Genomic DNA, 12758 nt, shown 5'->3' on the forward strand with positions numbered 1-12758 from the left:
AGGGTGTACCCCTCGCGCACCGCACTCCGGCGGACGGCCTCCGAAGCACGACACGACCGTGCGCCGCATCCCTCTCGGAGCCATCATGACCACGCACCCGACTCTGCCGCGCAGCACCGAATCCGAGCTCGCCGACCACCCGCTCCGCCGCTCGACCGACCCGCCCCCGCATCCGATGCGGCGCGCCGGGGACAGGACGCCGACCCGGCCCGCGGTGAGTCTGGTGATCCCGGCCCTCAACGAGGCACGCAACATCCCCTGGGTCTTCGAACAGATCCCGGACTGCGTCGGCGAGGTCCTGCTGATCGACGGCGACTCCCACGACGCCACGGTCCCCGTGGCGACCCGGATCCTGCCGACGGTCCGCAGTCTGCGGCAGAGCGGCAAGGGCAAGGGCAACGCCCTGCGCACCGGCTTCCTCGAGGCGCGCGGCGACTACGTGGTGATGATGGACGCCGACGGCAGCATGTCCCCGGCCGAGATCCCGCACTTCGTGCACTTCCTCGAGAACGGCTACGACTTCGTCAAGGGCTCCCGCTTCGTGGAGGGCGGCGGCTCCCTCGACATCACCACCTTCCGCAAGCTCGGCAACCACGCCCTGCTCGCCCTCGTGAACCGCCTCTACGACGCCACGCTGACCGACCTCTGCTACGGCTTCTGCGCCTTCCGGCGCAGCTTCCTCGACCAGCTGGACCTGCACGCCACCGGCTTCGAGATCGAGGCCGAGATGATCGTCCACGCGCTGCGCTCCGGCCTCCGGATCGCCGAGGTCCCGAGCCTCGAACTGCCCCGCCGCAACGGACGGTCCAACCTCCACGCGATATCCGACGGGCGCCGGGTGCTGCGGACGCTCCTGTCCGAGCGTCCCGGCGGCCGCCTGGCGTCCGCCCCGCAGGAGCGGAGCACGTCGTGACCGGCGGCGGCCCGCCTGCCACCGCGCCGCCGGCGCCGCCCGGTGCGGTCCCCCGCCCGCCCGCGCTGTCCGCGCCGCTGCCGGTGGTGGACATCGACCTCGCCGAGCCCGGGGTGTTCCGGCGCCCGGGGGGCGGGGCGCGGACCGGCCCCACCGGCCGCGCGCTCGGTCTCGTACGCCTCCACGGCCGTCCGCTGGGAATGGCCGAGGGGTACGGCCGGGGGCCCGAGGAGCTGTGGCAGGCACTCGCGGAGACGGCGCGGCGGGACTTCCCGACCGCGGGGGAGAGCACCGGTCCGTGTGGGAGCCCCGGCCCAGGCGGGAGCCCCGGCTTCGGCGGGACCCGCGGCCTGGGCGGGAGCCCCCGTCCCGGTGAGACCCCCGGCCTCGACGGGAACCCAGGCCCGGGCGGGGCCCGCGGCCTCGGTGGGAGGCCCCGCCTCGGCGGGAGGCCCCGCGGGGCGCGTTCCGCGTGGGGGCGGGGGCGGGTCGGGGCGCCCGCGATCAGTGTGATCGTGGCCACGCGCAACCGCGCCGGCATGCTGCGCGACTGCCTGGACTCGCTGCTCGTCCTGGAGTACCCGCGGTACGAGGTGATCGTCGTGGACAACGCTCCGGCGGACACCTCCACCGAGGAACTCGTCCGGCGGGAGTACGCCGGCCGGCGGAACGGCGGTCCCGCGGTCCGCTACCTGCGGGAGCCCGTGCCCGGTCTCGCCCGCGCCCACAACCGGGGGCTCGCCGTGGCGGGCGGCGACATCGCCGCCTTCACCGACGACGACACCCTGGTCGATCCGCGATGGCTGACCGCGCTCGCCGCGCCCTTCGCCGCCGACCCCCGGACGGGCTGCGTCACCGGCCTCATCGTCCCCGCCGAGCTGGACACCGAGGCGCAGATCGCGCTGGAGCGGCACGGCGCGTTCGGCAAGGGGTACGCCCCCCTCACCTGGTCGCTGCGGGATCCGCCCTCGGACCCGCTGTTCCCGTTCACTGCCGGCCGCTTCGGCTCCGGCGCGAACATGGCCTTCCGCACGGAGCTCCTGCACGGACTCGGCGGATTCGACCCCGCCACCGGCACCGGCACACCCGCGCGCGGCGGCGACGATCTGCTCGCCTTCTTCCGGGTGCTGGCCCACGGCCGCTCCCTCGCCTACGAGCCCGCCGCGATCGTCTGGCACCGCCACCGGCGCACCCACGAAGCACTCGCCGCGCAGGCGTACGGCTACGGGGCCGGGTTCGGTGCCTTCCTGGCCGCGGCACTCGCCCACGAACCCCGCATGCTGCCCGCGCTGCTGCGGCGGCTGTTCGGCGGCGTCCGGTACATGATCGCCAGAAACCGCGAACGCGCCGGACCTGGCCCCGGTGCCGGAACGGGCGTCGGATCGGCCGCCACACCGTCCGCGCTCGCCCGCCTGGAGCTGCGGGGCCTGCTGTACGGGCCGTACGGCTACCTCCGTAGCCGCCGGATCGAACGGCGGACACGACGATGACCGAGCTGCGGGCAGCATTCCACGGCCGAGCGTCCCTGGTCGCCGACCCCACGACCGAAGGGGACCCGCCTCCCCCCGGCGCCCGGCGCTCGCTCGGCGCGGCGGTCCGCTCCGGTGTCACCGCCCTCTTCCCCCGTGACCCGCTGCTGCGCAACGGGCACCTCCTCGCGATCAGCTCCCTCGTCAGCGCCGCGCTGGGGTCGATCTTCTGGCTCCTGGCCACGCACTGGTACGACGACGACGTGGTGGGCGTCAGCTACTCCGCGCTCTCCATGACCCTGCTGCTCGCCAGCATCGGCCAGCTCAACCTGTCCGACTTCCTCGTCCGCTTCGTGCCCTCAGCCGGCCACCACACCCGCCGGCTGATCCTCCTCTGCTACGCCGTGAGCGCCGTCGTCAGCGCGCTGGTGGCCATGGCCTTCCTGCTGCTCGTCCCCGTGGTCGCCCCGGGCCTCGGCTTCCTGCTGACCCCGGTGACCGCCACCTGCTTCGTCGCCGCCACCGCCGGATACGCCGTCTTCGTGATGCAGGACGGTGCGCTGACCGCGGTGCGGCGGCCCGGCTGGGTGGTGGGCGAGAACGTGATCTTCGCCTGCGTGAAGATCGGCCTGCTCGGCATGGGCGCGGCCCTGGCGCTGTTCTCCGGCATCCTGCTCTCCTGGGTCGGGGCGCTCGCGGTCTCCCTCGTCGTCGCCAACTTCGTCCTGCTGCGGCGGGCCGTACCCGAACACGTACGGGTGTCGAAGGAGGCGGAGCGACCGGACCAGCCGCTGCGGTACGCGGCCGCCGACTACTTCGGCTCGCTGTTCCGGATGGCGGCGTACACCGTGCCCCCGCTGATGGTCCTGAACAACCTGGGCGCCGACCAGAGCGCCTACTTCTCGCTCGCCTGGATCGTCGGCTACACGCTCTACCTGGTGGCCCGCAACCTGGGCAGCTCCCTCGTGGTGGAGGCCGTGCGCAGCCCGGAGCGGCTCGTCGAGCACGCGGTGCGGATGCTGCGCCACACGGGTCTGCTGCTCGGCGCCGGCATCGTCTTCGTCGCCGCGCTGGCACCGCAGATCCTCCACTTCTTCGGCCCCGAGTACGCCGAGCACGGAAGCACCCTGCTGCGGCTCCTCGCCCTGTCCGCCCTGCCGAACATCCTGGTCAGCATGGCCATCGACGTGTGGCGGGCGCGGCGGCGGCTGCGGTGGGCGGTCGGGGTGCAGATCGTGATGTGCGTGATGGTCCTGGGGCTCACCAAGACGCTGCTGCCGACGCTGGGGATCACCGGGGCGGGCGTCGCCTGGCTGGTGACCATGTGCCTGCTCGCCGCGCCGCTGCTGATCTGGCGGTCGCGCTGGCTCACGACCGGATCCCAGGAGGTCCCCGTGAACACCGACACCGAGACCGAGACGGCCGCCGACACCTCGACGGCTGCCGCGACCGCGGCCGCCGACACCTCGACGGCTGCCGCGACCGCGGCCGAGCCCGAGCCCGAGCCCGAGCCCGAGCCCGGGACCGCGAACGGCCCCGGCTCCGGTTCCCGCCCCGCACCCACCCTGACCGTCGTCGTCTGCGCCTACACCCTCGACCGCTGGGACGACGTGCGGGCGGCCATCGGGTCGCTGCGCGCCCAGCGGATCCCCGTGACGGAGACCGTCCTGGTCGTCGACCACTGCCGTGAGCTGTACGAGCGGTCGTCCGCCGCGTTCCCCGGTGTACGCGTGCTCGAGAACAGCGAGCGCCAGGGGCTGTCCGGCGCCCGCAACACCGGTGTGGCGGCCGCCCGTTGCGAGGTCGTGGCCTTCCTCGACGACGACGCGGCGGCCGATCCGGACTGGTCCGCCCGGCTTCTCGCACGCTATGCCGACCGCGCCGTCATGGGCGTCGGGGGCCTGGTCCGGCCGTGGTGGGTCACCCGGCGGCCGGTGTGGTTCCCACGCGAGTTCGACTGGGTCGTCGGCTGCTCCTACCGGGGACTGCCGGAACAGACGGCCCCGGTAAGGAACTTCATCGGCGCCAACATGTCCTTCCGGCTGTCCGAGGTGATCGCCGCCGGAGGCTTCCGCAACGACCTCGGGCGGGTGGGGAAGCGGCCGCTCGGCTGCGAGGAGACCGAGCTGTGTCTGCGCATCGCGGCCCGCAGCCCGGACGCCGTCCTGCTCCACGAGCCCGCGGCGGCGGTCCGGCACCGTGTGCCCGAGGCCCGCACCACCTGGGCGTACTTCGTCGCGCGGTGCTACGCCGAAGGTCTGTCCAAGGCCCATGTCGCCCGGCTCGGCAGCACCCGTGCGGCCCTGTCCAGTGAGCGCGCCTACCTGAGGTCGACCGTCCCCCGGGCGTTCGTACGGGCGTTGACGTCCGGCCGTCCGGGCGGGCTGCGTACGGCCTCGGCGCTGGTGGGAGGGGTCGGGGTGACCGTCGCGGGCTATGTCGTGGGCCGGGTCCGGCGTCCCGCGCCGGCGTCCGGAGGGGACCGGTCCGCCGCCGGGACTCCGGCCGCCGCACCTGCGGCGGGGCGGGCCGGAGGAACGGGCGGGGGCCTGGCATGACAGCCGTGCCCGTCTTCCTGTACCACTCGGTGTCGTCCGACCCGCCGTCCTGGATCGCGCCGTTCACCGTCAGCCCGCGGGTCTTCGCCGAGCAGCTGGAGACGATCGCCGACAGCGGTCTCCGGCTCGTGCCGCTGCGCCGGCTGGTGGCGGCCCAGCGCGGCGGCCCGCCGCTCCCCGCCCGGTCCGCGGTCCTCACCTTCGACGACGGTTTCGCGGACTTCCACTCGACCGTGCTGCCCCTGCTCGTGCGCCTCGGCCTGCCGGCCACCCTGTACGTCACCACCGGGGCGCTGCGCGGCCGGGCCGGTGCTCCGGCCGACGGGGTCTTCCCGCCGGGGTCACGGATGCTGAGCTGGCGCCAGCTCGTCGCCCTGGACTCCTCCGGTGTCGAGATCGGCGGCCACACGAGGACGCATCCGCAGCTCGACACGCTGCCCGCCCACCGGGTGTGGGACGAGGTGGCCGGGTGCGCGGGAGAGCTGGAGGACTTCCTCGGCCACCCAGTCGACTCGTTCGCCTATCCGCACGGCTACTCCAGTCCCGCGGTGCGCGACCAGGTGCGCGCGGCGGGGTGGACGTCGGCCACGGCGGTGCGGGACGCGTTCAGTTCGGCGGGTGACGATCCGCTGCGCATCGCCCGGCTGATGGTGCGCGCCGACACGGACCGGGACCGGTTCCGGCAGTGGACCATTGGGGCCGCGGCGCCGGTCGCGCCGTTCCCCGAGGGGGCCCGGACCAAGGGGTGGCGCGCCTACCGCCGGATGAGGGCCCGGCTGAACCTGCCGTACAGGGCGGTCTCCTGAGGCGTGACCCGAAGCCCGGAGACGCTCACCGCTGCTGCCACACCCGTACCCAGTCGACGCGCATCCGGGCCGCATCGACCGAGTCCGGAGGCTCCTTCGGCACCCCGACCGCCAGGTTGATCAGCACCTCCATGGGCACGTCCGGGATCCGTTCGGTGTCCGTCACCCGGAGGCGTTCGACGTTGTCCACGTACCAGACCAGCTTGTCGGGCTCCCACAGGAGGCCGAACACGTGGTACTCCGCCGGGAAGTCGACCGGGCCGTACGTGCCCTTCTGCCGCTCCTCGTCGTCGTCGGGCTCGCGCCAGTGCACGTAGAAGCTGACCTCCTGGGTGGTGTCCAGGAATTCCATGATGTCGATCTCCGGCGGTGTGTAGCGCGAGTCGGGCATCATCCAGAACGCCGGGAACATGCCCTGCTCGGACGGGATCCTGATCGCCGCCTCGAAGTAGCCGTACGTGAACGTGCGCCGGGGCTCGGCGTACCAGTCGTCCCGGCCGGTGGAGATCATCCCGGAGGTCCACGGGTAGGTCCGGTCGTCGCTCCCGCGGGTCTCGCGCCGCTCGGCGGTGAGGGTCAGCTCGCCGTTCCCCACCGAGACCTGCTGCGGCAGGTACCACTGCAGTTCGTCGTTGCCGCTGTTGGTGCAGCCGTCCTTGTTCCAGTCGTAGCAGGTGGTCCACGTCCGGCTGTCGAGCTCCGTGCCGTCGAAGTCGTCGCTCAGGACGAGCCGCCACGCGTCGGACGGCGTCGGCATGGGGGCGGCCGGCCTCTCCTCGGCGGCCCGTGGGCCGTCGGCCGGTCCGAGGCAGGCGGTGGCCGCCATCAGCAGGGCGGACGCCAGTGCCAGTGCCGCCCGCCGAAGGGACCGGCGGGTGTCCCGCGCGTTCACCGGTTCCCGCCCGCGACCGAGGCCGCGACCCGGTGGGCGGCGAACGTCGTGCCGTGGACGAACCGCAGGAGGGGGCCGAACGTGGGGGCGGCGGCCAGACCGGTGAAGTACAGGCCGGGGACCGAGGACTCGCAACCCGCCGACAGCACGGGCGGGCCGCCGGGCCAGGTGCGTACCGCCGTACGCAGGGCCGGGTCCAGGACGGGGATCCTCCCGACGTCCACCCGGTAGCCGGTGGCCGCGAGGACGTGGTCGGTGTCGAGGACGTCCTTCCGCCCCGCCGTGTCCTCCATCTCCAGGCGTACGGCACCGTCCGCGCCGTCCTGGAGCCGGGCCGCGACGAGCCGGCGGCCGCACAGCACCGGCACGTGTCCGTTCACCCGGTCGCGCAGCCACCACGCGCCGGACGGCCCGAGCACGGTACGCAGGAGGCGCGTGCGCACCGGGAGCGGCAGATGGCGGTAGGCGGCGGGGCCGCGGCTGACCGCGAACAGCGACCAGCCGGGGCCCAGCGCCGAGCCGGGTTTGCGCAGCCGGGTCGGCCCCGGCCGGGCGGACGGCCGGTCCGTCGGGGGCGGGTCGCCGAAGAGCAGCGACCCGGTCCGGGCGATCACGACGGGCCGGGCGCCCGCCTCGTGCAGCAGTGCGGCGCTCTCCAGGGCGGACTGCCCGGCGCCGACGACGGCGACGCGCCGGCCGGCGAAACCGGCCAGGTCCGGGTGGTCGCACGAGTGGGACGCGCGGCCGGCCGCGACGAGCGGCGCCAGGCCGGCCGGCCGGAAGGCGTAGGCCACCAGTCCGGTGGCCACCACCACGGCCCTCGCCTCGATCTCCTCGCCGGAGTCGAGGGTCACGCCGAACCCGCCGTCGGCCCGCCGCACGTCGCGTACCGCCGTGCGTTCGACGTCGGGCACCAGGCGCTCCTGGAACCAGTGGCCGTACGCGATGAACTCGTCGACCGGGATCGGGTAGGTGTCGCCGACCGGCCGCCGTCCGAGGGCGGCGCGGAAGTCCGCGAACCGGTGCCCGTCCTCGGGCGCGGAGATCGAGGACGCGGCCGGGACCGACTTGAGGAACATGCCGTCGGGCATATGGGTCCGCCAGGTCTCCATCGGTTCGCCGAACACCCGGGGGGACGCGCCCGTCGCGGTCAGCCAGGCGGCGGTGGCGAGTCCGAACGGACCGGCTCCGACGACCACGACGGGAAGTCGTCGGCGAGCGGTGGTTCCGGGCCGTGGGGGTGAGCCCTGGGCCATCGCGCGTCTCCTCTCCTCTCAACCAGCGTGCACCTGGGGGCCCCGGTTCCGCGCGCGGGAGCGGCGGGGCAGCAGGGCGAGGACCGCGGTCAGGGTGGCGAGCACGAGCAGGGACCGGGTGGCGGTGAAGACGCCGCCGAGAAAGAGCACGACGGCCACGAGGGTCGTCAGGGCGAGCCCGAGCACCAGGGTGAGGAGGGCGGCCTCCAGGGCCGCGGCCGGGTGCCCGGCCCGTCGCAGCAGCCCGGAGGGCCGCAGCGCGAGCTGGGCCGCGAGACCCGGGCAGACCAGCAGGAACACGGTGACGGCGGCCACCCGCACCGGGGAGGCGTCCGGCAGGGCCGTGGCGAGGAGCGCGAGCCAGCCGGAGGCGGCGAGTCCCAGACGTAGGAAGATCACGGGTGTCTCCTCAGGGCGGCGGTGTCACGTAGCGGTAGACGACCGCGTCGCCGTTGTCGTAGACGCGCGTGAAGCCCTCCGCGCCCGAAAGCGCGGACTCCAGCCGCCCCGGGACGTCGGCCGGCAGTGCTCCTGTGAGGTAGAGGTTCTTCTCCTGGGCCCGGGTGAGCACGACGTACGCGGGCCGCTCGGTGGTCGCGCCGTAGACGAAGCCGGTCACCCCCTCCAGGGGGTCCCTCACCAGCAGCCGCTGGTCGTCGGGGTCCTGGTAGGCCAGCTGTACCCTGCGGTGTTTCTCGTAGTCGAGGTCGAGGTCGGGCACGTCGGCCGTGAGCGTGACGATCGTCGAGCCCGGTGGGGCGTGCTCGATCACATAGCGGGCGGCGGCGACCTCCTTGAGCGTGTACTGGTTCACGATCTCCTTGCCGTAGTAGCCGAAGAAGAGCGCGCCGATCATGACGAGGAGGAGGGGGTAGACGGCGAGCGTGTACGGGACGCGGCGCCGGGGGTTCGGCGGCAGCACGAGAGCGGCCACCAGGAACGCGGCGGCGGGCAGCGAGAAGAGGTAGGCCCGGAAGAGCATCTCGCCGCCGTAGGCGTTGACGGCGAGCAGCGGCAGCGGGGCCGCGGCCAGCAGCGGCAGGCCGGTGCGCCGGGTCCACCGGCGGACCAGGAGGCCGGCGATCGCCAGGAGGGCGACCGCGGCCGACAGCCCACGGTCGACCCAGGACAGCAGGATCTGCCCCGGGGCGGCGTCGCCCAGGGCGGCAAGGCCGGAGGAGACGTTCTTGTCGGGCTGGGTGAGGGAATCGATGAGGTTGCTGATGTTGACGGAGATGTACGACCGGGCCACGGTGGCGTCCCAGGCGGCGGTGAGGACGACCGCGGCGATCAGTACCGGCAGCGCCAGCCGCCGGCTACGGCGGGGCAGGGACAGCAGCGCCATGGCGCTGATCAGCATCAGCGGCGTGAGCGGGTGGGAGACCACGATCGCGGCCACGATCACCACGACCGCTACGAGGAGCCCCGGCGGCCAGCCGTCCCGCCGGCGCGGATCGGGGCGGGGGAGCGCCGACGACCGCAGTTGCCGGAAGAGGAGGGCCACCACGGTCATGAAGAGGAGGAAGGCGAAGGACTGCGGCGCGAAGTAGTCCTGGCCCACCCAGGAGCAGCTGTAGAAGATCCAGACCGCGCCCCACACGAGCCGCCGGTCGCGGGTCACGGACCGGTACAGCAGGAGCAGCGGGGCGAGCAGCAGGACGTTGGCGATCGGAGGTGTCCAGGAGGCGTACCCGACGGCCGAATCCAGGCCCGTGGTCCGCAGGAACAGCGCGTGGAGCTGGAAGAAGCCCGGCCAGTCGTTGTAGACGGAGAACTTGTCCGCGTTCGGTACCTCTCCGCCGTGCCGGATCATCGCGTCGATGACCGCCAGGTGTTTCCAGGCCCAGGAGTAGCGCAGGGTCGGGTACAGCAGGGTGGGGGTGGCGTGGATCAGAGCGATGAGGGCGAGGACGTAGCCGGTCAGCCAGGCGCCGTGGGTGCGGCGGTCGCTGAGGGTCAGGCAGAAGCCCAGTGTGAGCAGGGCCGTCGCCACCCAGAAGAGCGGGGGCATGACCTGGAGCAGTCCGAGGTCGCGCATCCGGTCGATGGGGACCGAGCGCAGCGACAGCAGCCAGAGGGCGATCGAGAGGGGCAGCACCAGGCGGGCCGCCCAGACGCGGACGACGTCGGACCGGGTACGGGCCGGGGCGTCGGGCCGGGTGCGGGTGCCGGACGTTTCGGGGGCTTGCGTCCCAGTGGTGTCACCGGGACGGGCCGCGCCGTTCGGCGTGTCCGTGTCGCCCGTCGGAGCGCCGCCCGAGGTGTGGGCCGGGCGATGGGGCCCGCTCACCGGAACACGTCCATGACCTGTTCGGCGGGACCACACCTTCCGTTAAGCCTCAAAAGGGACATTATGGTGTGATTCTAGAACGTCCCCTGCTGTGGGGCCTGATGGGACGTCGGGTCCTGGGAGGGCAGTCGAAGGGAGAGCCGTGAGGCGGCGCGCGCCGGACGACCCGCTCCTCGATCCCACGGTGCCCGCCCTCCTCGCCAAGGTGGGCGGCTACCCCCAGCACCACGGCGGGCTCGGCGTGGTGCGCAGCCTCGGCAGGGCGGGCGTCACGGTCCACGCCGTCGTCGAGGACCGGTTCACCCCCGTCGCCCTCTCCCGCCATCTGTCCCGCGCCTTCGTCCGGCCGACGACCGGTCTGGAGCGGCAGGACGTGCTCGTCGCCGCCCTGCTCGGCATCGGCCGGGCCGTCGGAGCGCCCTGTGTCCCCGTCCCGACGGACGACGAGGCCGCGATCCTGCTCGCCGAGCACGCCGAGGCCCTGTCCGAGTGCTTCCTGCTGCCCCGGGTGTCCCCGGGACTGCCGCGGCTGCTGGCCGGAAAGGCGAGCCTGCACGCGCTCTGCGAGCAGCTGGGGGTCGCCTCGCCGCGCACCAGGGCGCCCGTCACCCGCGACGAACTCGTGGACGCGGGCAGGGAGCTGGGGTTCCCCGTCGTGCTGAAGAACCGCGACCCGTGGACCAGGCTGCGCGACCCGGCCGTGGGCGGCACGACCGCCGTCCGCGACGAACGCGGCCTTCTCGACCGCTTCGCCCCGGGCGTCCTGCCCCCGCTCCTGGTGCAGGAGTACATCCCCAGGGAGTGGGCGGAGGACTGGATCACCCACCTGTACTGCGGGGACGGGGGCGAGCCGCGGGTCGCGTTCACCGGTCTGAAGCTGCGGTCCTGGCCGCCGCACGCCGGGGTGACGACACGGGCCGTGGCGCTGACCAACCCCACCCTCGCCAAGCTGGCCGCCGACCTGTGCCGCCGGATCGGCTACAGCGGCGCGGCGGACCTCGACTGGCGCTACGACCGTCGGGACGAGCGCTACAAGCTGGTCGACTTCAACCCGCGGACCGGCGCCCAGTTCCGGCTGTTCGAGAACGTCGACGGTGTGGACGTCGTACGGGCCATGCACCTCGACCTGACAGGTCGTGACGTGCCCTCGGGTCCGCAGGCCGAGGGGCGGGTCTTCGTGGCGGGACAGCTCGACCTGCCGTCGGTGATGGCGTGGCTGCGCGAGGAGCGCCGCCTCCCGCCCGGCCTGCTGCCGGGACCGGAGACCGAGCGCGCCTGGCTCAGCGCCGAGGATCCGCTGCCGGCCGCGGCCGAGACGGTCCGGTTCCTCGGCGCCGTCGCCCGTCGCGTCGGCCGGGCCGTGCGGGCACCGGGTGGCGCGCGAAGGGTGTAATGCCCTTGTTAGGGTGAAATGTACGCACGCGTTCGATGGTGCGACGGCTCGACGGTTCGCCGGGAGGACCTGTGGACACCGCGTTCCCCCGGGCCGTACCGGGGGAGCGGCCCGGCACCGGACGACCGGGATGGAGCAGTCTCCTTCCCCTCGATCCGAGCCCTCTGCTGACCAGGCCGTCCGACCTGGTGCGGGCCCGACGGCTGGCCGGCCTGCTGCGCGGCGGGCACGTCCGCTTCCGTGATCTGCACCGGCTGGAACGGACCGTCTCCGACCTGCTGGTCTTCCGACTGGAGGACCACACCGCCGAACCGCTCGTGATCAAGCATCCGCGCAGTGGCCGCGCGGCCGGATCCCTCACCCACGGCTGCGCGGCCCTCCGCGAACTGGCCGAGGACGACCGGGTCGGCGAGTGGCGCCGGCTGCTGCCGTCGGCCGAGGAGCTGCGGTACGACGGCCGGCTGCTGCTCGTCGCGGAACGCTGCCTGCCGGGAGTCGAGGGGGACGCACTGCTCCGCCGCGCACCCGGCAGGGCCTGGCCCCTGGCCGTCGCGGCACTCGGCGCCGTCGCCGCCCTGCACCGGGCGACCGGCCGCCCGGAGCGTGCCGAGCGCAGGACCGCCGACTGGGTGGACACCCGCCTCGCGGTCCTGACCGATCAGATCCCCTGGTGCGGCGGGCCCCGCGGCGCGGCCGCCGTGCGCGCCCTGCGGGAACGCCTCAACGGCGGTCTGGCCGGCCGGACCCTGACCGCCGCCCGGACCCACGGCGACTACCACCCCGGGAACATCCTGGTGAACGAGGAGAGCGGAACGCTGTCGGGAGTGATCGACTGGGCGGACTCGCTCCCCGACGGTCCGTGCGCCGTCGACTCCTACCTGTTCGTCCTCACCCTGCGGCAGCAGCGCGAGCGGCGGGAGCTCGGACAGATCGTGGCCGATGCCGTCCGCCGCGGCGGTCTGCTGCCCGAGGACCGCGCCCTGCTCGGCCACGCGGACGTCCCGCCCCCGGGGCAGGAGCCCGACGAGGCCCTGATGCCGCTGCTCACCTGGCTGTGGCACGTGGCCGGGAACGCGGCCAAGTCCGCCCGCTACGGACGCAGCCGGCGCTGGGTGACCGGCAACGTGGTGCCGGTCCTCACCGAGGTGGCGCGGCGATGACCACGGTGGAGGTACGACGAT

At 73.8% G+C, this 12758-nt stretch carries 10 protein-coding genes; 6 read left to right on the top strand and 4 right to left on the bottom strand.

The genetic code is table 11. The features are described from left to right. Positions 1 to 85: 85 nt before the first annotated feature. Genes IF00_RS0132665 through IF00_RS0132680 form a run of 4 tightly spaced genes read left to right on the top strand, consistent with a single transcriptional unit; the run spans position 86 to position 5746 of the window. Complete coding sequence (locus IF00_RS0132665) at positions 86 to 913, top strand: glycosyltransferase family 2 protein (RefSeq protein ID WP_030324360.1); 828 nt, start codon at positions 86 to 88, stop codon at positions 911 to 913. Then, positions 910 to 2403 carry a glycosyltransferase family 2 protein gene (locus tag IF00_RS0132670; RefSeq protein WP_051820729.1) on the top strand — a complete coding sequence of 498 codons (1494 nt, stop codon included), beginning with the start codon at positions 910 to 912 and terminating at the stop codon, positions 2401 to 2403. The genes IF00_RS0132665 and IF00_RS0132670 overlap by 4 nt, the downstream gene beginning before the upstream one ends. Beyond that, positions 2400 to 4940, top strand: coding sequence for a glycosyltransferase (locus IF00_RS47230; protein ID WP_245234696.1), 2541 nt, complete (start codon positions 2400 to 2402; stop codon positions 4938 to 4940). The genes IF00_RS0132670 and IF00_RS47230 overlap by 4 nt, the downstream gene beginning before the upstream one ends. Beyond that, entirely contained in the window at positions 4937 to 5746 is an 810-nt protein-coding gene (locus IF00_RS0132680) for a polysaccharide deacetylase family protein (RefSeq protein ID WP_037639561.1), read from the top strand. Before IF00_RS47230 ends, IF00_RS0132680 begins: the two co-directional genes overlap by 4 nt. A gap of 25 nt (positions 5747 to 5771) precedes the next feature. Here the strand turns inward: IF00_RS0132680 and IF00_RS0132685 are convergent, their stop codons facing one another. From IF00_RS0132685 to IF00_RS0132700, 4 genes are read right to left on the bottom strand one after another with little or no spacing between them, the layout of a single operon-like run. Next, complete coding sequence (locus IF00_RS0132685) at positions 5772 to 6638, bottom strand: glycoside hydrolase family 16 protein (RefSeq protein ID WP_051820730.1); 867 nt, start codon at positions 6636 to 6638, stop codon at positions 5772 to 5774. Then, positions 6635 to 7894, bottom strand: coding sequence for an FAD-dependent oxidoreductase (locus tag IF00_RS0132690; protein WP_051820731.1), 1260 nt, complete (start codon positions 7892 to 7894; stop codon positions 6635 to 6637). The genes IF00_RS0132685 and IF00_RS0132690 overlap by 4 nt, the downstream gene beginning before the upstream one ends. A gap of 18 nt (positions 7895 to 7912) precedes the next feature. Beyond that, on the bottom strand, positions 7913 to 8293 hold the full coding sequence (locus tag IF00_RS0132695; RefSeq protein WP_051820732.1) for a hypothetical protein: 381 nt from the start codon (positions 8291 to 8293) through the stop codon (positions 7913 to 7915). A gap of 10 nt (positions 8294 to 8303) precedes the next feature. Further along, positions 8304 to 10184 (bottom strand): glycosyltransferase, encoded by a 1881-nt coding sequence (locus IF00_RS0132700; RefSeq protein ID WP_209439824.1) that lies wholly within the window; start codon positions 10182 to 10184, stop codon positions 8304 to 8306. 142 nt (positions 10185 to 10326) lie between these two features. Between IF00_RS0132700 and IF00_RS0132705 the strand changes: the two genes are divergently transcribed. Both IF00_RS0132705 and IF00_RS0132710 read left to right on the top strand, forming a co-directional pair. Next, the gene (locus IF00_RS0132705) at positions 10327 to 11577 is read left to right on the top strand and encodes a carboxylate--amine ligase (protein WP_051820733.1); all 1251 of its coding nucleotides are present in this window, start codon (positions 10327 to 10329) and stop codon (positions 11575 to 11577) included. Positions 11578 to 11648: 71 nt separating this feature from the next. Next, positions 11649 to 12737: a phosphotransferase gene (locus tag IF00_RS0132710; RefSeq protein WP_030324373.1), complete on the top strand. Its 1089-nt coding sequence runs from the start codon at positions 11649 to 11651 to the stop codon at positions 12735 to 12737. Positions 12738 to 12758: the final 21 nt, after the last annotated feature.

Source organism: Streptomyces flavochromogenes, assembly GCF_000717595.1.
GTDB classification, from domain to species: domain Bacteria; phylum Actinomycetota; class Actinomycetes; order Streptomycetales; family Streptomycetaceae; genus Streptomyces; species Streptomyces flavochromogenes.

What these genes read in the sequence shown, in the direction of transcription:
- IF00_RS0132665 (WP_030324360.1), top strand. Translation starts at nt 86, where the DNA reads ATGACCACGCACCCGACTCTGCCGCGCAGCACCGAATCCGAGCTCGCC.
- IF00_RS47230 (WP_245234696.1), top strand. Translation starts at nt 2,400, where the DNA reads ATGACCGAGCTGCGGGCAGCATTCCACGGCCGAGCGTCCCTGGTCGCC.
- IF00_RS0132680 (WP_037639561.1), top strand. Translation starts at nt 4,937, where the DNA reads ATGACAGCCGTGCCCGTCTTCCTGTACCACTCGGTGTCGTCCGACCCG.
- IF00_RS0132690 (WP_051820731.1), bottom strand. Translation starts at nt 7,894, where the DNA reads ATGGCCCAGGGCTCACCCCCACGGCCCGGAACCACCGCTCGCCGACGA.